The 22,576-nt window shown below is 69.4% G+C and carries 18 protein-coding genes; 12 read left to right on the forward strand and 6 right to left on the reverse strand.

Features of this window, described 5'->3' with window-relative positions:
• Positions 1-4 precede the first annotated feature (4 nt).
• Complete coding sequence (locus QO011_RS03110; protein WP_307267516.1) at positions 5-1,348, reverse strand: type I glutamate--ammonia ligase; 1,344 nt, start codon at positions 1,346-1,348, stop codon at positions 5-7.
• A gap of 152 nt (positions 1,349-1,500) precedes the next feature.
• Between QO011_RS03110 and QO011_RS03115 the strand changes: the two genes are divergently transcribed.
• Entirely contained in the window at positions 1,501-2,283 is a 783-nt protein-coding gene (locus tag QO011_RS03115) for a helix-turn-helix transcriptional regulator (protein ID WP_307267518.1), read from the forward strand.
• A 54-nt stretch (positions 2,284-2,337) separates the two neighbouring features.
• Here the strand turns inward: QO011_RS03115 and QO011_RS03120 are convergent, their stop codons facing one another.
• On the reverse strand, positions 2,338-2,718 hold the full coding sequence (locus QO011_RS03120; RefSeq protein ID WP_307267520.1) for a DUF779 domain-containing protein: 381 nt from the start codon (positions 2,716-2,718) through the stop codon (positions 2,338-2,340).
• Between the two features lie 305 nt (positions 2,719-3,023).
• On the reverse strand, positions 3,024-4,544 hold the full coding sequence (gene adh / locus QO011_RS03125) for an aldehyde dehydrogenase (protein ID WP_307267522.1): 1,521 nt from the start codon (positions 4,542-4,544) through the stop codon (positions 3,024-3,026).
• 351 nt (positions 4,545-4,895) lie between these two features.
• On the opposite strand from adh, the gene QO011_RS03130 reads away from it, so the two are divergent.
• From QO011_RS03130 to QO011_RS03165, 8 genes are all read left to right on the forward strand, one after another.
• Positions 4,896-6,725 (forward strand): sigma-54-dependent Fis family transcriptional regulator, encoded by a 1,830-nt coding sequence (locus tag QO011_RS03130; RefSeq protein WP_307267525.1) that lies wholly within the window; start codon positions 4,896-4,898, stop codon positions 6,723-6,725.
• A gap of 75 nt (positions 6,726-6,800) precedes the next feature.
• Positions 6,801-7,055 (forward strand): type II toxin-antitoxin system Phd/YefM family antitoxin, encoded by a 255-nt coding sequence (locus QO011_RS03135; RefSeq protein ID WP_307267528.1) that lies wholly within the window; start codon positions 6,801-6,803, stop codon positions 7,053-7,055.
• Positions 7,055-7,459: a type II toxin-antitoxin system VapC family toxin gene (locus QO011_RS03140; protein WP_307267531.1), complete on the forward strand. Its 405-nt coding sequence runs from the start codon at positions 7,055-7,057 to the stop codon at positions 7,457-7,459. Before QO011_RS03135 ends, QO011_RS03140 begins: the two co-directional genes overlap by 1 nt.
• 246 nt (positions 7,460-7,705) lie before the next feature.
• Positions 7,706-8,494, forward strand: a complete 789-nt coding sequence (locus tag QO011_RS03145) for a hypothetical protein (RefSeq protein WP_307267533.1) — start codon at positions 7,706-7,708, stop codon at positions 8,492-8,494.
• A 158-nt stretch (positions 8,495-8,652) separates the two neighbouring features.
• Positions 8,653-10,164 (forward strand): efflux transporter outer membrane subunit, encoded by a 1,512-nt coding sequence (locus QO011_RS03150; RefSeq protein WP_307267536.1) that lies wholly within the window; start codon positions 8,653-8,655, stop codon positions 10,162-10,164.
• Positions 10,164-11,453 (forward strand): efflux RND transporter periplasmic adaptor subunit, encoded by a 1,290-nt coding sequence (locus QO011_RS03155; RefSeq protein WP_307267540.1) that lies wholly within the window; start codon positions 10,164-10,166, stop codon positions 11,451-11,453. Before QO011_RS03150 ends, QO011_RS03155 begins: the two co-directional genes overlap by 1 nt.
• The gene (locus QO011_RS03160; RefSeq protein ID WP_307267542.1) at positions 11,450-14,626 is read left to right on the forward strand and encodes an efflux RND transporter permease subunit; all 3,177 of its coding nucleotides are present in this window, start codon (positions 11,450-11,452) and stop codon (positions 14,624-14,626) included. Before QO011_RS03155 ends, QO011_RS03160 begins: the two co-directional genes overlap by 4 nt.
• Complete coding sequence (locus QO011_RS03165; RefSeq protein WP_307267545.1) at positions 14,623-17,724, forward strand: efflux RND transporter permease subunit; 3,102 nt, start codon at positions 14,623-14,625, stop codon at positions 17,722-17,724. Before QO011_RS03160 ends, QO011_RS03165 begins: the two co-directional genes overlap by 4 nt.
• A 122-nt stretch (positions 17,725-17,846) precedes the next feature.
• Here the strand turns inward: QO011_RS03165 and QO011_RS03170 are convergent, their stop codons facing one another.
• Together QO011_RS03170 and QO011_RS42505 are read right to left on the reverse strand one after the other, a co-directional pair.
• The gene (locus tag QO011_RS03170; RefSeq protein WP_307267548.1) at positions 17,847-18,266 is read right to left on the reverse strand and encodes a hypothetical protein; all 420 of its coding nucleotides are present in this window, start codon (positions 18,264-18,266) and stop codon (positions 17,847-17,849) included.
• A 35-nt stretch (positions 18,267-18,301) separates the two neighbouring features.
• On the reverse strand, positions 18,302-18,748 hold the full coding sequence (locus tag QO011_RS42505) for a DUF3990 domain-containing protein (RefSeq protein WP_370881890.1): 447 nt from the start codon (positions 18,746-18,748) through the stop codon (positions 18,302-18,304).
• Positions 18,749-18,911: 163 nt separating this feature from the next.
• On the opposite strand from QO011_RS42505, the gene QO011_RS03175 reads away from it, so the two are divergent.
• Both QO011_RS03175 and QO011_RS03180 read left to right on the forward strand, forming a co-directional pair.
• Positions 18,912-19,610, forward strand: coding sequence for a hypothetical protein (locus QO011_RS03175; protein WP_307267552.1), 699 nt, complete (start codon positions 18,912-18,914; stop codon positions 19,608-19,610).
• Positions 19,611-19,703: 93 nt separating this feature from the next.
• Entirely contained in the window at positions 19,704-19,916 is a 213-nt protein-coding gene (locus QO011_RS03180) for a hypothetical protein (protein ID WP_307267555.1), read from the forward strand.
• Positions 19,917-19,980: 64 nt separating this feature from the next.
• Here QO011_RS03180 and QO011_RS03185 read toward each other — a convergent pair whose 3' ends face one another.
• Complete coding sequence (locus QO011_RS03185; RefSeq protein WP_307267558.1) at positions 19,981-21,315, reverse strand: MFS transporter; 1,335 nt, start codon at positions 21,313-21,315, stop codon at positions 19,981-19,983.
• A gap of 302 nt (positions 21,316-21,617) precedes the next feature.
• On the opposite strand from QO011_RS03185, the gene QO011_RS03190 reads away from it, so the two are divergent.
• Positions 21,618-22,565, forward strand: coding sequence for a LysR substrate-binding domain-containing protein (locus QO011_RS03190; RefSeq protein ID WP_307267560.1), 948 nt, complete (start codon positions 21,618-21,620; stop codon positions 22,563-22,565).
• Positions 22,566-22,576: the final 11 nt, after the last annotated feature.

Consider the following 22,576-nt stretch of genomic DNA (forward strand, 5'->3'; position numbering starts at 1 on the left):
GGAGCTAGACGACCTCGAGGTAGCGGCGGATTTCCCACTCGCTGACGTGGCGGCGATATTCCGCGTCCTCGAAGCGGCGGGCCGCGGCGAAGGCGTCGACGAAAGCATCGCCGAACAGCGCGCGCGCCGCAGGGCTCGCGGCCAGGCGGTCGGCGGCCGCGCCGAGGTCGCGCGGGAAGGCGGCGGCGGGGTCGGCGGAGGCGCCGTAGAAGTCGCCCGCGCCGGGCGCCGGCGGCTCGACCGCGTTGCGGATGCCCCACAGCCCCGCCCCGAGCGCCATGGCGAGAGCGGCATAGGGATTGGTGTCGGCGGAGGGCACGCGGAACTCGACCCGGGTCGCCTCCGGCGTGTCGTTGATCACCCGGACCGCGGCGGTGCGGTTCTGGACGCCCCAATTGGCCGCGGTCGGCGCCCAGGCGCCGGGCACCATGCGCTTGTAGGCGTTGACCGTCTGGCTGCACAGCGCCAGCCATTCGGGCATCAGCCGCACCAGCCCGCCGATGAAGTGCAGCGCCGTGCGGCTGAGCCCGTGCGGGCCCGCGGCGTCGTGGAAGGCCGGGCGGCCCTCGCGATCGACGAAGGAGATGTGCAGATGGCCCGACTGGCCCGACAGGGTCGGCGCCATCTTCGACATGAAGCCGGCAACGAGGCCCTGGCGCAGGAAATAGGCCTTGGCGAAGGCCTTGAACAGGGCGGCGTCGTCGGCGGCGCGGATGCCGGCGGCATGGACGAGCGGGGCCTCGAAGCAGCCCGGCCCGAGCTCGGTGTGGATGGCGTCGACGCCGATGCCGAGCGTGCGCATGGTCTCGTGCAGCCCCGCCAGCAGCGGGCCGTGCAGCGCCGCCGTCTGCAGCGAATAGGTGCGGTTGGCCGGCGCGAACGGGGCGAGGTCGCGGAAGGCCTTGGCCCGCAGCGTCTCCGGCGTCTCGGCGAACACCGCGAACTCGAACTCGAAGGCCGACATCACCGTGAAGCCGCCGGCCGCCGCCGCCTCGATCATCCTCAGGCACTGGTTGCGCGCCGAAAGCGCGCCGAAGGCGCCGGTGAAGTCGGCGATGCACAGGGCCGCGCCCTCGGCGAAGGGATAGCGCCTGAGGGTGTCGGCGTGCAGCGCCGCCGGCCGGTCGACATAGGCGCCGGTCTCGTAGGTCTTCTCGGCCGTGTCCCAGCCATAGAGCACGTCGCAGAACGGGTAGCCCTTGCGGGCGAGCTTCACCGCCTTGTCGGCCGAGACCAGCTTGTCGCGGAACCCGGCATCGGGATCGAACAGCCCGATATGGACCTCGCCGGCGCCGAGCTCCCGCAGCCCCGCCTCCAGCCTCGCCGCCGCCTCGTCTCCTGCCGCCATTCCCGATGTTCCGCAACCCATGTCGGGGGAGGCTAGGCCGGCGGATCTGGGTTATGAATATCCCGAAGGGGATAGCCGCGGGGGCGCTCGGCCCGGCGGGAAGCCGCGGCCCGCACGCGGGGGACGGATGTCTTCAAGGGGCTGGAGCTGGGGTGCTGGAGTTCTTCGAAACCTGGAACAGAAGCATCGCCGAGGCGATGCGGCTCCTGCGGCAGCCGGATTTTCCGCGCGCGGTCGAGGCGGCGCTCGCCGCGCTGGTCGAGCACGACATCGTCATGGTGTTCGCCTATGCCGGTGCCGAGCGGCCGGTGTGCCTGCACCACAACATGGCGCCGGACCGCGCGGCGACGGTGATCCGCGACTATGTCCGCGGGCCCTACCTGCTCGATCCCTTCTACGGCGCGGCGGCGGGCCCGGAGCGCTGCGGCGTGCTGAGGCTGAGGGATCTGGCGCCCGACCTGTTCTACAACTCCGAATATTTCAAGCGCCACTATGTGCGCACCCGCATCCGCGACGAGGTCGGCTTCCTCGTGCGGCCCGCCGCCGGCACCGGCGTGGTGCTCAGCATCACGCGGCCGATGGACCGGCCGGCCTTCTCCGCCCGCGACATGCAGGCGATCCGCGCCGCCGAGCCCGTGCTGCGCACCCTGGCCGAGGCCCATTGGCAGGACTGGCGTCCGGGCCCGGCCGAGCGGCCGCCCGCCCCGGCCGGCAAGCCGATCGACCTGGCGCTCGACCGCATGGCCGGTGGGCTCCTGACCCCGCGCGAGATCGAGATCACCGCGATGGTGCTGCGCGGCCATTCCAGCGGGTCGATCGCCGCCATCCTCGGCATCAGCGAGGGGACGGTGAAGATCCATCGCAAGAACATCTACCACAAGCTGGCGGTGGCCAGTCAGGCGGACCTGTTCTCGCGCTTCATCCAGCACCTCTAGGCCTTCAGCCGAGACCCGCCGCAAAGCATTCGATGAGCCGGCTCAGTAAATCCGTCAACCGGCCCGCTCGGGCTCGCCCCGGGCTGCGAGCTCGGTGACCTCGTCGTCGGTGAAGACGCGGCTGCGGGTGAGGAAGCGCACGCCCTCCGGCGCCTCGAGCGAGAAGCCGGAGCCGCGGCCGGGCACCACGTCGATGATCAGCTGGGTGTGGCGCCAATAGTCGAACTGGGCGGCGCCGATATAGAATCGGCAGCCGGCGATCTCACCGAGCGGCACGTCCTGCGGCCCGACCCGGAAGTCGCCGGCGGGATAGCACATCGGCGCCGAGCCGTCGCAGCAGCCGCCGGACTGGTGGAACATCAGCGGCCCGTGCTGCGCCTCGAGCCGCGCCACGACCGCCGCCGCCGCCTCGGTGATCTCGACCCGGTTGACCATGATTGCTCCTCTCGCGGAACGTCGCCCGCTTTGTGATCGCCAGCAACCGTCCCGTCAGCGACGGCGGTCGCCCCCTCGCAGCCACCGTCGCGAGCGCGTGGATGGGCGGATCAAGTCCGCCCATGACGGTTGCGGGTGGGGCGACGGCCGCCTTTCCTGCCGCAACCGTTCCGTCATGGCCGGGCTTGACCCGGCCATCCACGCGACCACCGTCGTTGCACGGAAAGTCGCGACAGGGACGATCATCATCGTCGTGCCGCCGTCAATGCCGGCGCAGGCGTGCGCCCGCGCCGGCTATTCGATGCTCAGAAGAAGCCGAGCGCCTTGGTGGAGTAGCTGACCAGGACGTTCTTGGTCTGCTGGTAGTGGTCGAGCATCATCTTGTGGGTCTCGCGCCCGATGCCGGACTGCTTGTAGCCGCCGAAGGCCGCATGGGCGGGATAGGCGTGGTAGCAGTTGGTCCACACCCGTCCGGCCTGGATCGCCCGCCCGAAGCGGTAGGCGCGGTTGCCGTTGCGCGTCCACACCCCGGCGCCGAGGCCGTAGAGCGTGTCGTTGGCGATGGCCAGCGCCTCGTCCTCGTCCTTGAACGTCGTGACCGACACCACCGGCCCGAAGATCTCCTCCTGGAAGACCCGCATGCGGTTGTTGCCTTCGAAGATGGTCGGCTCGACATAGTAGCCCTCGGCGAGCTCGCCGCCGAGCTGCGCCCGCTTGCCGCCGGTCAGCACCTTGGCGCCTTCCTGGCGGCCGATGTCGAGATAGGACAGGATCTTCTCGAGCTGGTCGTTGGAGGCCTGGGCGCCGATCATCGTCGTGGCGTCGAGCGGATGGCCCTGCTTGATCGCCTTGGTGCGGGCGACGGCGCGCTCGATGAACTTGTCGTAGATCGACTGCTGCACCAGCACACGGCTGGGGCAGGTGCAGACCTCGCCCTGGTTCAGGGCGAACATCGCGAAGCCTTCCAGCGCCTTGTCGAAGAAATCGTCGTCCGCCTCGGCCACGTCGGCGAAGAAGATGTTCGGCGACTTGCCGCCGAGCTCCAGCGTCACCGGGATCAGGTTGTCGGAGGCATACTGCATGATCAGCCGCCCCGTCGTGGTCTCGCCGGTGAAGGCGATCTTGGCGATGCGCTTGTTCTGCGCCAGGGGCTTGCCGGCCTCGACGCCGAAGCCGTTGACCACGTTGATCACGCCCGGCGGCAGGATGTCGGCGATCAGCTCCATCACCACCAGGATGCCGAGCGGGGTCTGCTCGGCCGGCTTCAGCACCACGCAGTTGCCGGCGGCGAGGGCCGGGGCGAGCTTCCACGTCGCCATCAGGACCGGGAAGTTCCAGGGGATGATCTGCCCGACAACGCCGAGCGGCTCGTGATAGTGATAGGCCACCGTGTCGTGGTCGATCTCGGAGATGCCGCCCTCCTGCGCCCGCACCACGCTGGCGAAATAGCGCCAGTGGTCGACCACCAGCGGCATGTCGGCATGGGTGGTCTCGCGGATCGGCTTGCCGTTGTCGAGCGTCTCGACCAGGGCCAGGAGCTCGAGGTTGGCCTCGAGCTTGTCGGCGATCCTGTTGAGGATGCGGGAGCGCTCCTGCACGGAGGTCTTGCCCCAGGCGTCCTTGGCCTTGTGGGCGGCGTCGAGCGCCAGCTCGATGTCGGCGGCCGAGGAGCGCGGCACCAGGCACAGCGTCTTGCCGGTGATCGGGCTCGGGTTGTCGAAGTACCTGCCCTCCACCGGCGCCACCCACTGGCCGCCGATGAAGTTGTCGTAGCGGTCGCGGATCAGCACCTGGCTGGAGATCTTCTCGAGTGCTTGCTGGAACATGGCGTTTCCCTTTGGCCTTGCGGCGGGACCGCGCGATCGGGCCGCGCGTCCTCCGCCGATGGAGATGGTCGCCCCGCCGCGCGGCGCCGCCGGCGTGCAGAGCTGTACGGCCAGCCCATCGCATCGATCGTGCCAGATGCGCCGGGCGCTTCGATCGACCTTTGCTGCGTTGCGGTAAGTCGTTGCGTCATCTCTTCGTCGGCGCAGAACCGTTGAATTGAGTTGAGCCGCGCGACGCGATCGGCCTAGAATTGCGGCAGAACCATGCAGACGCACCCGCGAGAAGGTGACGGACGAAACAACACTTGCTGCAGACACCTGTTGCATTTTGCAGCACTTCGGGAAGAGGCCATGACGAGCCCATCGACGACGGCACCGGTCGAGATCGCGCGGCGGCAGTTTTTCGGGGAGGGTCGGCTGCCGCGAGCGATGGTGGGCGCCCCCATCGCCCGGTCCTGGCAGCGCTGCGCCGCCCTTGGCCTCGACATCGCGGCCTTCCCCGCCATCGAGCCGATGACCGCCGACGAGTTCCGGCACGTCTCGGCCTGCCACGAACGGCTGCGCCATGTCAGCCGCCCGGAGCTGCAGACGCTGCGGCAGGAGGCGCAGGCCATGGGCTCGGTGGTCATCCTCACCGATCCCGACGGCATCATTCTCGACACGCTGGGCGACGCGGAGTTCGCCGGCCGCGCCGCGCAGGTGGCGCTGCGGCCCGGCGTGCGCTGGAGCGAGGGTGGCACCGGCACCAATGCCATCGGCACGGCCCTCTACGAGCGGCGGCCGATCGAGGTGCACGGCGGCGAGCACTATTTCGAGACCCATGCGATCCTCACCTGTGCCGCCGCGCCGATCTTCGATCCGCAGGGGCGCATCGCCGGCGCGCTCGACCTCTCCGGCTCCGCCCTCGCCGACCATCGCTACGCCCTCGGCCTGGTGCGCATGGCGGTCGAGCAGATCGAGCACCGCTTCTTCGACGAGGGCTTCCGCGACGCCGAGGTCGTGCGCTTCCACACCGATCCGGACCTACTCGGCACGGCGCGCGAGGGCATCTTCGTCTTCCGCGACGGCCGGCTGATCGCGGCCAACCGCCACGGCCTCGGCCTGATGCAGCTCGACTGGTCGGCCCTCAACGCCCGCCGGCTCGACGAATTGTTCGCCCGGCCGCTCGCCGCCGAGGGCATCGTCCGATCCCGCGGCCGGCGCGGCGAGCCGCTGTTCGCGCGGCTGTCGCGCCCGCCCGCCCTGCCCTCCCCCGGGCCGGGCGCGCGCCGCGGGGCGGCCGCGGAGCCCTGGTTCGATCCGGCCGGCGAGGCCATGCTCGACCGGGCCCGCCGGCTGATCGACGCCGAGGTGCCGCTGCTCGTCACCGGCGAGACCGGCACCGGCAAGGAGATCTTCGCGCGCCGGCTGCACCAGCTCTCGGCCCGCGCCGGCGGCCCCTTCGTGCCGGTCAACTGCGCCGCCCTGCCGGAGAACCTGATCGAATCGGAACTGTTCGGCTATGCCGAGGGTGCCTTCACCGGCGCGCGCCGCCAGGGCGCCAGGGGCCTGGTGCGCGAGGCCGACAAGGGCATCCTCTTCCTCGACGAGATCGGCGACATGCCGCTCGCCATGCAGGCGCGGCTCCTGCGCGTGCTGCAGGACCGGCAGGTCAAGCCGCTCGGCGGCGGACCGGCGGTCACGGTCGACTTCGCGCTGGTCTGCGCCACCCACCGCGACCTCGCCGCCTTGACGGCGGCCGGCGCCTTCCGCTCCGACCTCTATTACCGGCTGGCGCAATATCCCTTCGAGATGCCGGCGCTGCGCACCCTGGCGGACCGCCGCGCCGTCATCGTACACCTCCTCGCCCAGCACCTGCCCGGGGCCTGGCTCGAGCCCGAGGCCGAGGCCGCCCTCGCCGCCTATGACTGGCCCGGCAATTTCCGCCAGCTCGCCGGCACGCTGCGCGCCCTCGCCGCCCTGCACCGGCCGGGCGAGCCGGTGACGGCCGACATGCTGCCGCAGCCGATCCGGGCCCATGCGGCCGCTGCCAGCGCCGCGGCGGCGCCGAGCCGGCTCGAAGACATCGAGCGCGACGCCATGCAGCGCGCCCTCGACCTCAACGCCGGCAATGTCTCGCGCGCCGCCCGCGCCCTCGGCGTCAACCGCAGCACGCTCTACCGTCGCCTGCGCCTGTCCTGAGCCGGCCAGGGACGGGTTGACATATCGGAGATCGACCCGACATATAGCTAGACAGTCTAGCTTGGAGATGGGCCGATGGAATGGCAGCTTCAGGATGCCAAGAATCAATTCTCCGAGGTTGTTCGACGCGCCCGCTCCGACGGCCCGCAGATCGTCACCTTGCGCGGCGAACGGGCCGCCATCGTTCTCTCGGCACAGGACTACGACGCGCTGGTCCGGGACCGGCCGACGCTCGTCGATCATCTGCTGACCGGGCCGGCCTGGGACGATGACCTGGCCGAAGCCGTGACTGCACGAGCAAAGGCGCCCAGCCGCGAGCCTGCCTTCTGATGTATCTGGCCGATACCAACATCGTTTCGGAGGCTCGGCGAGGCACGCCGGAAGCCTTGAGATGGCTGCGTTCGATAGATCCCCGCGCCGTCTATCTCAGCGTCGTCACGCTCGGCGAGATCATGCGCGGCATCACGCTGAGGCAGAAATCCGATCCGCGAGCCGCGTCGCATCTGACGCAATGGCTCGAAGCGCTGAGGCGCGACCATGCCGAACGCATCCTGCCGATCACCGACCGGATCGCCGTCGAATGGGGAAGGCTCACCGCCTTGCGTCCCCGCGGCGATGGGGATGGCCTGATCGCGGCCACAGCCGCCGTTCACGGGCTCATCCTCGTCACGCGCAATGTCAGGGATTTCGCCGATACGCCGATCTCGATCGTCGACCCCTGGAACCCGGCTTGAGCGGGGAACCCGGAAGCCTCGCCATCCGGGAGCAATCCCGCATCGGCATGCCGCAGCGCCCGAAGCCGCGATCGCCCTTTCCTTACCAAGAATACACTTGACACTTCGGCGGCCCGCCGGACAACAATCCAGACTTCATCCGGCTCGGCGCGCATTTCCGAGATTTTCAACGGATCGTCTCTGCCCTCCTCATCGCATTTTCAGGAGGGATTCCGATTTCAACTGAAGCAATTGGGATCGTCGTCGATGGTGACGCAAATATTGAACGGCGTGGAACGTGAATGTTCCATTTTCGGCGCCCTGCTCAAGCGCGAGCTCCTGCACCGGTTCGGCGCCCGCTCGCTGGGATGGATCGAGGAAGTCGCCGCCATCGCCGTCCACATCCTCGCCTTCACCGTGCTGCGCCTGCTGCTCGGCGGCCGCAGCCATGGCGGCATGGAGATCCTGCCCTTCACCGTCATCGGCGTCATGACCTTCTGGAGCGTCCGCAGTGGCGTCTCCCTGGTCGCGACCACCCCGGGCGTCATGGTCCGCTATACCGAGTTCCCGCAGGTCAGCCTGCTCAAGGTCGCGCTGGCGCGCGGCGTCGTGAATGTCGCCCTGTGCCTGGCTCTCGCCTTCGCCGCCTTCCACGCGCTGGAGCTGCTCGGCTATTCCCGTCCGATCCGGGACGGCTTCATGGTGTTCTGCTGGCTCCTGCTCGGCGGCCTGCTCGGCATCGCCTGCGGCCTCGCGCTGATGTGGCCGTTCTACGTCTTCCCCTTCGCGCGAACGGTGCTCCTGGTCTTCTTCATGCGCGTCCTGGCAGTGGTCTCGGGCACTTTCTTCGTCTTCCGCGACCTGCCCTACTCGCTGCGGCCGTTCGCCCGCTGGATGCCGACGCTGCACATCAACGACAAGGCGCGCGAGGCCTATTTCTACTCCTTCCGGGCCGACTGGGCCGACCCGGACTTCGTCACGCTGACCACGACCATCCTGTTCGGCCTCGGCCTGCTCAGCTGCGACGCGACGCGCCGGCGGATGGCCCGCGGCTGACCGGCGCCGCCGCGGCGCGGCGGCGTGCGTGCCGGACGGCAACACCGGCGCGCCGGCTTGCATCCGCCCCGCGGCCGCGGTGGAAACATCCCGGCGGAACCGCTAGACCTCTTGCCGGACGAGCCGCAGCCGGCGCGGCTGCCATCGGAAAGTGGAGCGTGCGTGTGTTGCCGTGGAGCGAAGCGGCCGGGCCCGGCCATCATGGCCGGCGCGGCTGGCGTCTTCTCGTTGTCCTCGGCCTGGGGATGACGGCGAGCGGCTGCGTCTCCGTGGAGGCGCCCGCGCCGAACCTGGACGTGCCGGCCGGCTACCGCCAGGCCTCGCGCACGCCCGACGCTGCCCTGCCGCGCTCGGAATGGTGGCGCGGCTTCCGCTCGCCCGAGCTCGACAGGCTCGTGGAGGGGTCCCGCACCGGCAATCTCGACATCGCCGCCGCCGTCGCCCGCATCCGCCAGGCGGACGCCGTGGCGGAGATCAACGGCGCGGCGCTGCTGCCGACCCTCGACGGCGGCGCCAACGCCTCGCGCAGCCGCAGCGCCGCCCTCGGCTCCGGCGCGCGGCCCCGCGGCCGCAACAATTACAGCCTGTCGCTCAGCGCCAGCTACCAGCTCGACTTCTGGGGCAAGAACCAGGCGGCGCTCGACGCGGCCCTGGCCAGCGCCCGCGCCAGCCGCTTCGACCGCGACACGGTCGAGCTCACCGCCGTCGCCAGCACCGCGACCACCTATTTCGACCTGCTGGCGGCGCAGGACCGGCTGCGCATCGCCCGTGAGAACGTCGCCAATGCCAGCCGCGTGCTCGGCGTCATCCAGCGGCGCCTCGATGCCGGCACCGCCACGGCGCTCGACGTGGCGGAGCAGCAGAGCCTGGTGGCGCAGCAGAAGGCGTCCATTCCGCCGCTCGAGCAGGAAGTCGCCCAGGACCAGGCGACCCTCGCCGTGCTCGTCGGCCGCGCGCCGGCGCATCTCACCGTCGCCGGCGGCAGCATGGACCGGCTGTCCAGCCCGCGCGTCACGCCGGGCCTGCCCTCGGCGCTGCTGGCCCAGCGCCCGGACATCCGCTCCGCCGAAGCCAGCCTCGCCGCCGCCCATGCCGACGTCGTGGCGGCGCGGGCGGCGTTCTTCCCCTCCATCCAGCTCACCGGCCAGGCCGGGGTCGAGAGTCTGGCCCTGAAGAGCCTGTTCGAGCCCTCCAGCACCTTCTATTCCATCGCCGCCGGCCTCACCCAGCCGATCTTCGACGGCGGCACGCTGCAGGGCCAGTTCAAGCAGGCCAAGGGCGTCGAGGCGGAGAACCTCGCCAATTACCGCAAGGCCGTGGTCTCGGCCTTCGCCGATGTCGAGAAGGCGCTGGTCGCCGTGCGCCAGCTCGGCCGCCAGGAGGCGCTGCAGCGCGACGTGGTCAAGAGCGCCCGCACCGCCTACCAGCTCTCCGAGCAGCAGCTGAACGAAGGCACGGTCGACATCACCACGGTGCTCAACAACCAGACGACGCTGTTCCAGGCGCAGAACACCCTCGTCGAGGTGAAGCTGTCGCGCCTGCAGGCCCTGGTGGCGCTGTTCCAGGCGCTCGGCGGCGGCTGGGACAAGCCGCCCGCCGCGCCGGCGGCGCCTCTGCCTGTACCGGTGCCGGTGCCGGTGCTCGTGCTCTCCCCCGCGGAGCGCTCGTGATGGCGCGGCGGCTCGGTCGCAACCTCGCGGCGCTGGTCCTGGTCGGCGCGCTCGGCGCCGGCGCCTGGCTCACCCGCGAGCGCTGGATGCACTGGCCGGCCGGGCAGAGCGCCGGCACCGGCGCGACCGACGCCGCCGCGCCCCGCTCGGGCGGGCGGCGCGGGCGCTTCGGCGGCGGCCAGCAGGGGCCGATCGCCGTGCTGAGCGCGCCGGCGGCGGCGGCCGACGTGCCGGTCTATGTCGAGGGCGTCGGCACGGCGCAGGCCTTCAACACGGTGACGGTGCGCCCGCAGGTCGACGGCCGCCTGGTCGAGGTGGCGTTCCAGGAGGGCCAGGACGTCAGGAAGGGCGACGTCCTCGCCCGCATCGACGACCGGACCTATCGGGCCGAGCTCGACCAGGCCGTGGCCAAGCAGGCGCAGGACCAGGCGACGCTCGAGAACGCCAAGCGCGACCTGGAGCGCTACATCGCGCTGGCCGCCACCAATTCGGTGACCAAGCAGCAGGCCGACACCCAGCGCGCCGTGGTGGCGCAGACGCAAGCCATGCTGCAGGCCGACCAGGCGGCGATCGAGGCGGCCCAGATCACGCTCGGCTACACCACCATCACCGCGCCGATCGACGGCAGGACCGGCATCCGCATGATCGACGAGGGCAATCTCCTGCAGGCAGCCTCCTCCACCGGCATCGTCACCATCTCGCAGATCAAGCCGATCGCCGTGCTGTTCTCGGTGCCGCAGCAGCAATTGATGCGCATCAACAAGGCCAGCGCCGGCGGCGCCCTCGCCGTCGACGTCATGGACGATGCCGGCAAGGTCGTCGACACCGGCAAGCTCCTGGTGATCGACAACCAGGTCGACCAGACCACCGGCACGGTGCGGCTCAAGGCGACCTTTCCCAACGAGGGCCTGGTGCTCTGGCCCGGCGCCTTCGTCAATGCGCGCCTGCTGGTCGACACGCTGAAGGGCGCGATCGTGGTGCCGACCGCCGCGGTGCAGCGCGGCCCCGACGGCGCCTTCGTCTATCTCCTGAAGCCCGACCAGACCGTGGCCCAGCATGCGATCACCGTCGGCCAGCAGGACGACCGCCAGGCGGTGGTCACGGCGGGCCTCGCCGTCGGCGACCGGGTGGTGACCACCGGCTTCGCCCGGCTGACCGACGGGGCGAAGGTGCAGGTTTCCCCGGCCGATCAGGGCACGGCCTCGGCCGACACCCCGGCGGTCGATCCGCCGGCCGAGCCGGCGAAGCCCCGGCAGCATCGCCGGCCGCGCGACCAGTCGGCCCAATGACCGGCGTCTCCACCCCCTTCATCCGCCGCCCGGTCGCGACCTCGCTGCTCGGCATCGCGGTGATGCTGGGCGGGCTGCTCGGCTATCTCCAGCTGCCGGTGGCCCCGCTGCCGCAGGTCGACTTCCCCACCATCCAGGTGACGACGCAGCTGCCCGGCGCCAATGCCGGCACCATGGCGGCGCTGGTCACCGCGCCGCTGGAGCGCCAGCTCGGCCAGATCCCGTCGCTGGCGAGCATGGTGTCGTCGAGCGCCTTCGGCATCAGCCAAGTGACGCTGCAGTTCGACCTCGGCCGCGACATCGACGGCGCGGCCCAGGACGTGCAGGCCGCCATCAACGCCGCCGGCTCGACCCTGCCGCGCACCCTGCCCTATCCGCCGACCTACGCCAAGGTGAACCCGGCCGACACGCCGATCGTGACCCTGGCGCTGCGCTCCGACAGCTATTCGATCCGCCAGCTCAGCGACATCGCCGACACCCTGCTGGCGCAGCGCCTGGCCGAGGTCAGCGGCATCGGCCATGTCGAGGTGCAGGGCGGCGTGCGCCCGGCGCTGCGCATCCAGGCCGACATCGCCCGCCTCGCCGCCTATGGCCTCGGCCTGGAGGACCTGCGCACCGCCATCGCCAATTCGAGCGTCGCCGGCCCCAAGGGCTCGCTCGACGGCACGCACCAGTCCTACACCATCGCCGCCAACGACCAGATCACCGCGATCCACGCCTACAAGGACATCATCGTCGCCCAGCGCGGCGATGCGCCGGTGCGCCTGAGGGACGTGGCCGACGTGGTCGACGGCCTGGAGAACACCCGCGTCGCCGCCACCTACCAGGGCAGGCCGGCCGTGGTGATCGACATCCTGCGCCAGCCGGGCGCCAACGTCATCGACACGGTCGGCCGGATCCTCGACACCCTGCCGCGCCTGCGCGGCGCCATCCCCGCCGGCATCTCGCTGGAGGTGGTGCACGACCGCACCGAGACCATCCGGGCCTCGATCCACGACGTCGAGGTGACGCTGGTCATCGCCATCGGCCTGGTCATCCTGGTGGTGCTCATGTTCCTGCGCACGCTGCGCGCCACGATCATCGCCGGCGTCGCCCTGCCGCTGTCGGTGATCGCGACCTTCGGCGTGATGTGGCTCGCCGGCTTCAGCCTCGACAACCTGTCCCTGATGGCGCTGACCATCGGCACCGGCTTCATCGTCGACGATGCCATCGTCATGATCGAGAACATCGTCCGCCACATCGAGGACGGCGAGGACCCGCTCGACGCCGCGCTGGCCGGCGCCCGCGAGATCGGCTTCACCGTGATCTCGCTCACCGTGTCGCTGATCGCCGTGTTCATCCCGCTCCTGTTCATGAGCGGCATCGTCGGCCGCATGTTCCGCGAGTTCGCCCTGACGCTGACCATCGCCGTGGTGGTCTCGGCCGTGATATCCCTGACGCTGACGCCGATGATGTGCGCCCGCCTGCTGCGCCGGACGCCGCATCGCGAGCGCGGGTTGATGTCCGCCTTCAATGCCGGCGTCGATTGGGTGATCGCCGGCTACCACCGCTCCCTGCTCTGGGTCGTCGACCGCACCGCGCTGATGCTCGGCCTGACCGCCCTGACGCTGGCGGCGACGCTGGCGCTCTACGTCGTCATCCCCAAGGGCTTCCTGCCGCCGCAGGACACCGGCCTGATCACCGCGGTGGTGCAGGCCGAGCCGACCGTGTCGTTCGAGGCGATGCGAACGGCGCAGGGGCGCGTCGCCGCCATCGCCGCCGAGGACCGCGACATCACCGGCGTGGTGTCGTCGATCGGCGTCAGCGCCACCAACCTGACGCCCAACACCGGCGCCCTGACGCTGGTTCTGAAGCCGCGCGCCGAGCGCAGCAGCGCCGCCGCCATCATCGCCCGCCTGCAAGGGGCCACGGCTCATATCCCGGGCGTGTCGGCGACCTTCCAGGCGACGCAGGACATCCAGATCTCGACGCGGGCCAGCCGCGCCCCGTTCCAGTACACCCTGACCGGGACGGAATCCGCCGACGTGACCGGCTGGGCGGAGCGGTTCGCCGCACGCCTGCGCCAGGAGCCGGCGCTGCGCGACGTCGCCTCGGAGGCACAGGACGGCGGGGCCGAGCTGTTCGTCAAGATCGACCGCGAGGCCGCCTCGCGCCTCGGCGTCTCGGTGCAGGCGGTCAGCGACACGCTGAACGATGCCTTCGGGCAGCGCCAGATCGCCACCATCTACGCCCAGGCCAACCAGTACCGCGTCATCCTGGAGGCGCAGCCGCGCTATCTCGCCGATTCCAACGCCCTCCAGATCCTGCACGTCCCCGGCGGCGTCGATGCGCAGACCACCCTGCCCACCACCGTCGGCGGGACGGTCCAGCAGGTCTCGAGCTCCGGGACGCAGGTGCCGCTCTCCGCCGTCGCCACGGTCTCGCGCCGCACCGCGCCCCTGGTGATTGAGCACGACGAGCAGTTCCCCGCCGTCACCGTCAGCTTCGACCTCGCGTCCGGCGCCTCGCTCAGCGACGCGGTGGAGGCGATCGACCGGGCGCAGGCCGACATCGCCATGCCGGCCTCGATCACCGGCCGCTATTCCGGCGACGCGGCCGAGTTCGCCCAGTCGCTGGCCAACGAGCCCTGGCTGATCCTGGCCGCGGTGGTCACCATCTACATCGTGCTCGGCGTGCTCTACGAGAGCGCCATCCACCCGATCACCATCCTGTCGACTTTGCCCTCGGCCGGCGTCGGCGCCCTGCTGGCGCTGATGGCGCTCGACATGGACCTGTCGGTGATCGGGCTGATCGGCATCGTGCTCCTGATGGGCATCGTCAAGAAGAACGCCATCATGATGATCGACTTCGCGCTCGAGGCGGAGCGGGGCGAGGGCCTCGGCCCGCGCGAGGCCATCGTCAAGGCCTGCCTGCTGCGCTTCCGGCCGATCATGATGACGACGCTGGCCGCCCTGTTCGGCGCGCTGCCGCTGGCGCTGCAGCACGGCACCGGATCGGAGCTGCGCATCCCGCTCGGCGTCACCATCATCGGCGGCCTGATCCTCAGCCAGCTCCTGACCCTTTACACCACGCCGGTGATCTACCTGGCGCTGGAGCGGCTGCGGGTCCGACTCGCCCCGGCGGCGCCGGAGGCCCGACCGCCCTCGGCCATCGGCCACGGAGCGGTGGAATGAGCGTCTCCACGCCCTTCATCCAGCGGCCGATCGGCACGATGCTGCTGGCGATCGGCGTGATGCTGACCGGCATCGCCGCCTACGGCTTCCTGCCGGTCGCCAGCCTGCCGGCCATCGACCTGCCGACGATCATGGTGACCGCCAGCCGGCCGGGCGCCGATCCCTCGACCATGGCGGCCAGCGTCGCCGCGCCGCTGGAGCGCCGTCTCGGCGCCATCGCCGGCGTCACCGAGCTCACCTCGGTCTCCTCGCTCGGCTCGACCCGGATCATCGTCCAGTTCGACCTCGCCCGGAACGTCGACGGCGCGGCGCAGGACATCCAGGCCGCCCTCAACGCCGCCGTCACCGACCTGCCGGGCGACCTGCCGAGCCTGCCGGCCTTCCGCAAGTTCAACCCGGCCGCCGCGCCGGTGCTGATCCTCGCCCTGACCTCGGACACGATCGCGCCCAGCGCGGTCTACGACGCCGCCGACACGGTGGTGGTGCAGCGCCTGTCGCAGGTCGACGGCGTCGGCGGCGTCACGGCGAGCGGCGCCGACCAGCCGGCGATCCGGGTGCGCCTCGACCCAGACCGCATCGCCGCCATGGGCCTGTCGCTGGAGGACATCCGCACGGCCATCGTCAACACCAACGCCCTGGGGCCGCTCGGCGCCATCGACGGGCCGGAGCAGTCGCTGGCGATCGCCGCCAACAGCCAGCTGACCACGCCGGAGGCCTATGGCAACATCCTGCTGCGCACGGCGAACGGCTCCAGCGTCCGGCTGGGCGACGCGGCGGTGGTCGAGCCCGGCGTGCGCAACAGCCGCTCCGACGCCTGGTTCAACGGCCGCCCCTCGGTGCTGCTCAGCATCTCCAGGCAGGCCGACGCCAACGTCATCGCCACGGTCGACGCGGTGAAGGCGCTCCTGCCTGAGATCAGGAAGCTGATCCCGGCCGGCATCGAGATCTCGGTGCTGTCCGACCGGACGACGACCATCCGCGCCAGCGTCCTCGACATGCAATGGACGCTCGCCGCCACCGTCGCCCTGGTGATGGGCGTGGTGTTCGTGTTCCTGCGCCGCATCCCGCCGACGCTCGCCGCCGGCGTCACCGTGCCGCTGTCGCTGTCGGGCGCGGTCGCGGCGATGTGGGCGGCGGGCTTCTCGATCGACAACCTGTCGCTGATGGCGCTCGCCGTCTCGGTCGGCTTCGTCGTCGACGACGCCATCGTCATGATCGAGAACATCTACACCAATCTGGAGAAGGGCCTGACGCCGATGCGGGCCGCGCTGGAGGGCGCGCAGCAGATCGGCTTCACCGTGATCTCGATCAGCCTGTCGCTGCTCGCCGCCTTCATCCCGCTGTTCTTCATGGGCGGCATCGTCGGGCGCTTCCTCCTGGAATTCTCGCTGACCCTTGCCTTCGCCATCGTCATCTCCACGGCGGTCTCGCTCACCGTCACGCCGATGATCTGCGCCCACCATCTCCGGCCCGCCCATGCCCGCGCCCCCAGCCTGTTCGACCGGCTGGTGGACGGCTCGCTCGCCGCGCTCGCCGGCGCCTATGGCCGCTCGCTGCGGGTGGTGCTCCGGCATTGGGCGCTGACGGTGCTGACCATCCTCGCCACCGTCGCCGCCACGGTCTGGCTCTACGTACACGTGCCCAAGGGCTTCGTGCCGCAGGACGATACCGGCCTCATCCAGGGCTTCACCCAGGCCTCCACCGACATCTCCTATCCCGCCATGGTGGTGCTGCAGAAGCGCGTCGCCGCCATCGTCGCCGAGGACCCCTCCGTGGTCAGCGTCGGCTCCTCCGTCGGCGGCAGCCTCTCCGGCGCCGTCAACCAGGGCCAGCTCTCCATCGCGCTGAAACCGCTCGACGAGCGCCCGCCGGTCGACGAGGTCATCGACCGGCTGCGCCAGCGCCTGCTGCGCGTCGCCGGCATGAACGTGTTCATGGTCGCGTCCCAGGACATCAGGGCCGGCGGGCGCTCCACCAACTCGCAATACCAGTTCACGCTGTGGGATCCGGATTTCGACGAGCTGGTCGCCTGGGCGCCGAAGGTGGTCGAGCGGCTGAAGCTGGAGCCCGGGCTGGTCGACGTCACCACCGACCGCCAGCCCAACGGCCTGCAGGCGACGGTGACCGTCGACCGCGACGCCGCCGCGCGCCTCGGCGTGCGCATCCAGGACGTCGACAACGCCCTCAACAACGCCTTTTCCCAGCGCCAGGTCGAGACGATCTACACCCAGCGCAACCAGTACCGCGTCGTGCTGGAGGCCGACCCCGACTTCGCCAGGGATCCCGGACGGATCACCCGGCTCTACGTGCCGGGCAAGAGCGACACGCAGGTGCCGCTCTCCGCCATCGCCCGGGTGGAGCGCACGCTGGCCCCCCTGGTGGTCAACCACCAAGGCCAATATCCCTCCGTCACCATCAGCTACAACCTGGCGCCGGGCGTGGTGCTGGAGGAGGCCTCGACGCGCGTGGCGGCGGCGGTCGCCGCGATGCACCTGCCGGAGAACCTGCACGCCGAGTTCACCGGCGACGCGGCGCAGTCGCGCCAGGCCTCCGGCGGGCAGGGCCTCGTCATCATCGCCGCCCTCCTCGCCGTCTACATCGTGCTCGGCGTGCTCTACGAGAGCCTGGCCCACCCGCTGACCATCATCTCCACCCTCCCCTCGGCCGGGCTCGGCGCCCTGCTCGCCCTGGAGGTGACAGGCGGCCAGCTGACCATCATCGCCTTCATCGGCATCATCCTCCTGATCGGCATCGTCAAGAAGAACGGCATCATGCTGGTCGACTTCGCTCTGGAGCGCGAGCGCCGCCACGGCGCTTCGCCGGAGGCGGCGATCTTCGAGGCCTGCCTCGCGCGCTTCCGGCCGATCCTGATGACCACGCTCGCCGCCCTGCTCGGCGCCGTGCCCTTCATCGTCGCCACCGGCGCCGGCTCCGAGCTGCGCCGCCCCCTCGGCATCACCATCGCCGGCGGCCTCCTGGTGTCGCAGGTGCTCACCCTCTACACGACACCGGTGATCTATCTCATGCTCGACCGCCTGCACCGGAGGCTGGCGGGGAGGCGGCGGGTGAGCATGCGCTCGGCGGAAGTCGGACAGTAGGGGAGGCTATCGCGCGCAACGCCCCTCCCGATCCAGGTTTCATCGTACATGGGCCTCACCCGAACGAGAGACTTCAGGCGCAACCATGAGAGCCTGCGACATCAACTATTTATGATAGGTATTCACGACGCCTTCCTATGAGGAAGTGGATCGTCCGGCACTTCGCGATAGATATGATCCGATGTGACCTCCGCTAGCAGCTTGGGGTCGTAATCTCTCCCAAACTTGAGCAACACGTGGCCATACCGATTCTTTTGTTCGACTGTGACATGTTGAACATCCGCGAGATCGGCTGCAACTTGAAATGGATCAAGGTGATAAATCGACGCCTGAAAGAGCGGGTCTTCAGATTTTTCCACGCTATACTTCAGGTTAGCAAACGCCTTCCTTGCCACGTCATGGGCGCCAAAGACATAATTCAGCGTCTCCTCGACCTTCCACCAGTAAGCGTCCCAATCGCTTTTGCTAAGCGTCATGGCTCCCGGGTATGTCCCAGCAACACCTTGCGTCTCTTCATCGGTCGGAACGTCGCTTGGGTTCATCATCTCGGTCCTTCAGCTTGGAGCGGCTAAGCCCGCTAGAAGATAAGATCTCCCCCGTCCGGTCGATTTCCAGTCGCGGCAATCGTTGGCTGGGGAAAGCCCGAGACAGCGCGACGCGTGTGAAAGCTAATCTGATCGCAGTCTCCGATAACCAACAATTGTGGCCAGAGTGACACCGGTCCATAGACGACATCGTAGGGCGCTGGGTGCGGCAGCAACCGCTGATGCGGGGGAAAGCGGTGTCGGCAATCCGTGACCAATGCCCAATACTCCCTGGTGGGGCGCACGAAGGCGAGGGTATCAAGCGACGCAAGCCAATCCCGATCAAGGAGAAACTGTATCACGACTGCTGTCAATGTTGTTCTGCCGCCCCTCCGACGAACGCGTGCATTGGCCCATTGCTTCGCTTGGTGCAGTCGGGTCGTGACGTAGAAGCCTTGCCCAAAATCTGTGAACGGCCGACATAAGGACAGGTTCGGCACGAATGCTATGGGGCTGTAGGCACTTGGAAGGGAGCTTACTCCGGAGCCTCGCCTGAGAGAATCGTCGTCGGTCCCGTGAAAAACCCTTAGCGGTTGATTCCCCCATTGCGGCAACTGGCTCTCCCCTGTTTACTGTGCGTAAATCGCCAATCGGGAGGGATACATGCACGACTTCGTGCAGATCGTCCAGGCCGTTGCTTGGCCACTTGTCGTCCTGGCAGCCTTGCTGCTCCTGCGTCGAGATCTCGCGAGCCTTGTCGATGAGATCGCTGGATCATTCCGCAGAAGCAGGCGAATCAAATACAAGGGTTTTGGGGTGGCCCTCGAGCTTGCCGGTGAAATCGCTCAGGACACCGTCAAGCAAAGAACGAGCATCGAGCCTGCCGCCAATTCAGAGTCCGCGGAACGGGAGTTCGAAGCGCTGGCAGTCGCTTATCGTGATCTCAAAATTGCCGATCCAGCACAGCGTGCAGCCGAACGAAGACGGCTGGCCGACCGGCTTGGTGGCTTGGCGATCGCGCTCCGCATTGATCGCCACAAGTTGAGCACCGGGCACGAAGGCGAGCGCGTTGCCTTGGCAACTGCTGTCTTGCTGAGCCCGGCACGAGGCGATCTCGGCCATCTGCTGTCCGCGGCCTCACCCCCTTCCGGCAGTTCGCTCTTTCGTTTCACGGGATACCGGATCGTGTTGGCATTGACGCCGACGCTCTCGCACGAACGTGTCGGCAAGGGACAACTCGATCGTGTCGAGAAGATTTTGAATGTGGTTGAGCAGAACGCGAATGCAGCGACCGATGAACCGCTTCAAACCTTGATTGACCGAACTCGGGCGGTGGTGGAGGAAATGCGGCGCGATCTTTGACCCCGGTCCGCAGGATCTGATCCAACGTTGTCCGAGGTATTTGACATGCCCCGCTCCACAGAGCCAGCTCGACACACTCCCGGTTCTGGCACCATGCGTGCAACTGCCCCGAAGAGCTTCGAAGCCAAGCACGACACGGCCACGAGGCCCGAACCCAGAAACTGGGCCGCCGAGCTCGAGGCCTTGGACGAAGCCCTGGCGCGCGGCATCACAGATGCTGAGGCTGAGCACGTCGTTCCCCTGGACGAGGCGTTTCGGCGCCTCCGCGACGAGCTCGGCCTCGAAGCCGACGACCGGCGGGCATGAGGGTCGTCGTCACCGAGGCGGCGCTCGACCGAATGTTATTGCCGGCGGCGCGGCCTGCCCCGCCTCAGCCTGCCGTCGGGTCCTTCACCTTGCCGCTGATTGAGAGCACCAGGATGGCGGAGAGCAGCATCAGGGCGCCGACGATGACCATCGGCAGCTGGTAGAAACCGGTGAGGTCCTTGACCGCGCCGGTGATGTATGGCGCGGCGAAGCCGGCGATGTTGCCGATGGTGTTGATCAGGGCGACGCCCGCCGCCGCGCCCGCCCCGGCGAGGAAGCGCGAGGGGATGGCCCAGAAGTTCGGCAGCGCCGAGAAGATGGCGCAGGCCGTCAGCGTGATCGCCGCGATGGTGGCCTCCGGCGTGGTCATGAGCAGGGCCAGCGGGATGCTGACGGCGCCGACGAGCGCGGGGATGCCGACATGCCAGGTGCGCACGCCGCGCCTCGTCGCATCACGGCTCCAGAAGAACAGCACGATCGCCGCCGGCAGATAAGGGATCGCCGTGATCAGGCCCTTGTCGAACACGTCGAACTTGCTGCCGAACTTGGCCTCGAAGCCGGCGATGATGGTCGGCAGGAAGAAGGCCAGCGCATAGAGGCCGTAGACCAGGCCGAAATAGATCACGGAGAGGATCCAGACCCGGCCGTCGGTCAGCGCCTTGCCGACGGCGCGGCCATGGCCGCCGGCCTTGGCGCGGTCCTCCCTGGCGAGCTCGCCGTTCAGCCAGGTCTTCTCGGCCTGGCTGAGCCAGCTCGCCTCGTTCGGCGTGTCCGGCAGATAGAACCAGGTGACGATGCCGACGACGATCGCCGGCACGGCGACGCCGAAGAACATGATGCGCCAGCCCTCCAGGCCGAAGGCGCCGTGGGCCTGGATCAGCAGCGAGGCGAGCGGGGCGCCGATCACCGTGGTCAGCGGCTGGGCCAGGTAGAACAGCGCCAGAATCCCGGCGCGGTGGCGCGAGGGCACCCAGAGGCTGAGGAACAGGATGGCGCCGGGGAAGAAGCCGGCCTCGGCGACGCCGAGCAGGAAGCGCAGCACATAGAGCTCGGTGACGCTGCTGACCCAGGTGAACAGCAGCGCCACCACGCCCCAGGTGACCATGATGCGGGCGAGCCAGCGCCGGGCGCCGTAGCGGTGCAGGGCGAGGTTGCTCGGGATCTCCAGCACGATGTAGCCGAAGAAGAAGATGCCGGCGGCGAAGCCGAACTGCGCCGCCGTGAGGCCGAGATCGGCGGTCATGCCGTTGGGGCCGGCGAAGGAGATCGCCGTGCGGTCGAGGAAGTTGATGAAGAACATCAGGCCGATGAACGGCACCAGCCGCCACGAGATCTTGCTGATGGCGGATTGCTCCGCTTGCTGCGCCGCGAGCGGGCGGGCGGTGACGGCTGCGTCCAAGGTTTCCTCCTCGCGCCGGCAGTCCCGGCCGCCTTCGCCCATGACGAAGCGGCGCACGGCCCTGCGGCGGCGGTCGTTCAGCTGAAGGGCGGGGTCGGACCGTGCGGCCGGCGGCTCATGGCGCCGGCCACGACGGCGCGCCGGCGTGAGGCGCGGGCCGTCTCCCGGAAAGCTTCTTGATTATAAGCACTTCCCCGAAAGTCTAGGCGGCGTTGGACTTCCCGCGCAATCGATTTATTGTCCGCCGCCTGTGAGCAGAACTCACAGCACGTCCCTGCGTCTCCTTCGGAAGGCCCGTCGCCATGCCCCAGCCGCTGCCCTCGCTGATCGCCCTCAAGGCCTTCGAGGCGACGGTGCGCCACCGCAGCATGAGCGAGGCCGCCGCGGAGCTCTACGTCACGCACGGCGCGGTCAGCCGCCACGTCAAGGCGCTGGAGGCGGCGCTCGGCGTGGTGCTGCTCAGCCGTAACGCCCGCTCGACCGACCCGACGCCCGAGGGCCTGCAGCTCGCCGAAGGCCTCGGCACCGCCTTTCGCCTGATCCAGGCCAGCGTCGAGCGCGTCAAGCCGGGGCCGCTGACCCTGTCCTGCTCCTCCTCGATCATGATGCGCTGGATCATCCCCAACATCGCCCGCTTCCACGCGCTGCATCCGCTGGTCGAGGTGCAGTTCAACCTGAACTTCGACCGGATCGACTTCATGCGCGACAAGGTCAGCCTGGCGATCCGCAGCAGCACCATCGCGCCGCCGCCCAACGCGGTCATCCGCGACCTGGCGGCGGAATGGATCGGCCCGGTCTGCTCGCCCGACTGTCTCAGCGCCTCGCCACTGCGGGCGCCGGCCGATCTCGCCGGGGCGCGGCTGTTGTCGACCAACACGCGGCCGCAGGCCTGGGAGGACTGGGTCGCCGCCACGGGCCACGGCCTCGCCGACCTGCCGCTGCGCAGCAGCTTCGACCATTTCTATCTCCTGATCGAGGCGGCCGCCTGCGGCCTCGGCTGCGCCGTGGTGCCGAAGATGCTGGTGCTGGACGACCTGCGCTCCGGCCGCCTCGTCGCGCCTTTCGGCTTCGTGCCGGGGCCGCGGCGCCTCAAGCTCTGGGTCGCGCCCCATATTGCCGGCCATCCCGACGCGCGGGCGCTCGAGCGCTGGCTGATCGAGGAGATGGCGGCGAGCCTCGCCCGCGACGAGGCCGGGCCCGGCCTTGTTTCCGGGCCCCGCCGGCAGGAGAGGCCCGGCGTTCCCGCCTGACCTCCCGGCCT

This window comes from Labrys wisconsinensis (assembly GCF_030814995.1).
GTDB classification, from domain to species: Bacteria; Pseudomonadota; Alphaproteobacteria; order Rhizobiales; family Labraceae; genus Labrys; species Labrys wisconsinensis.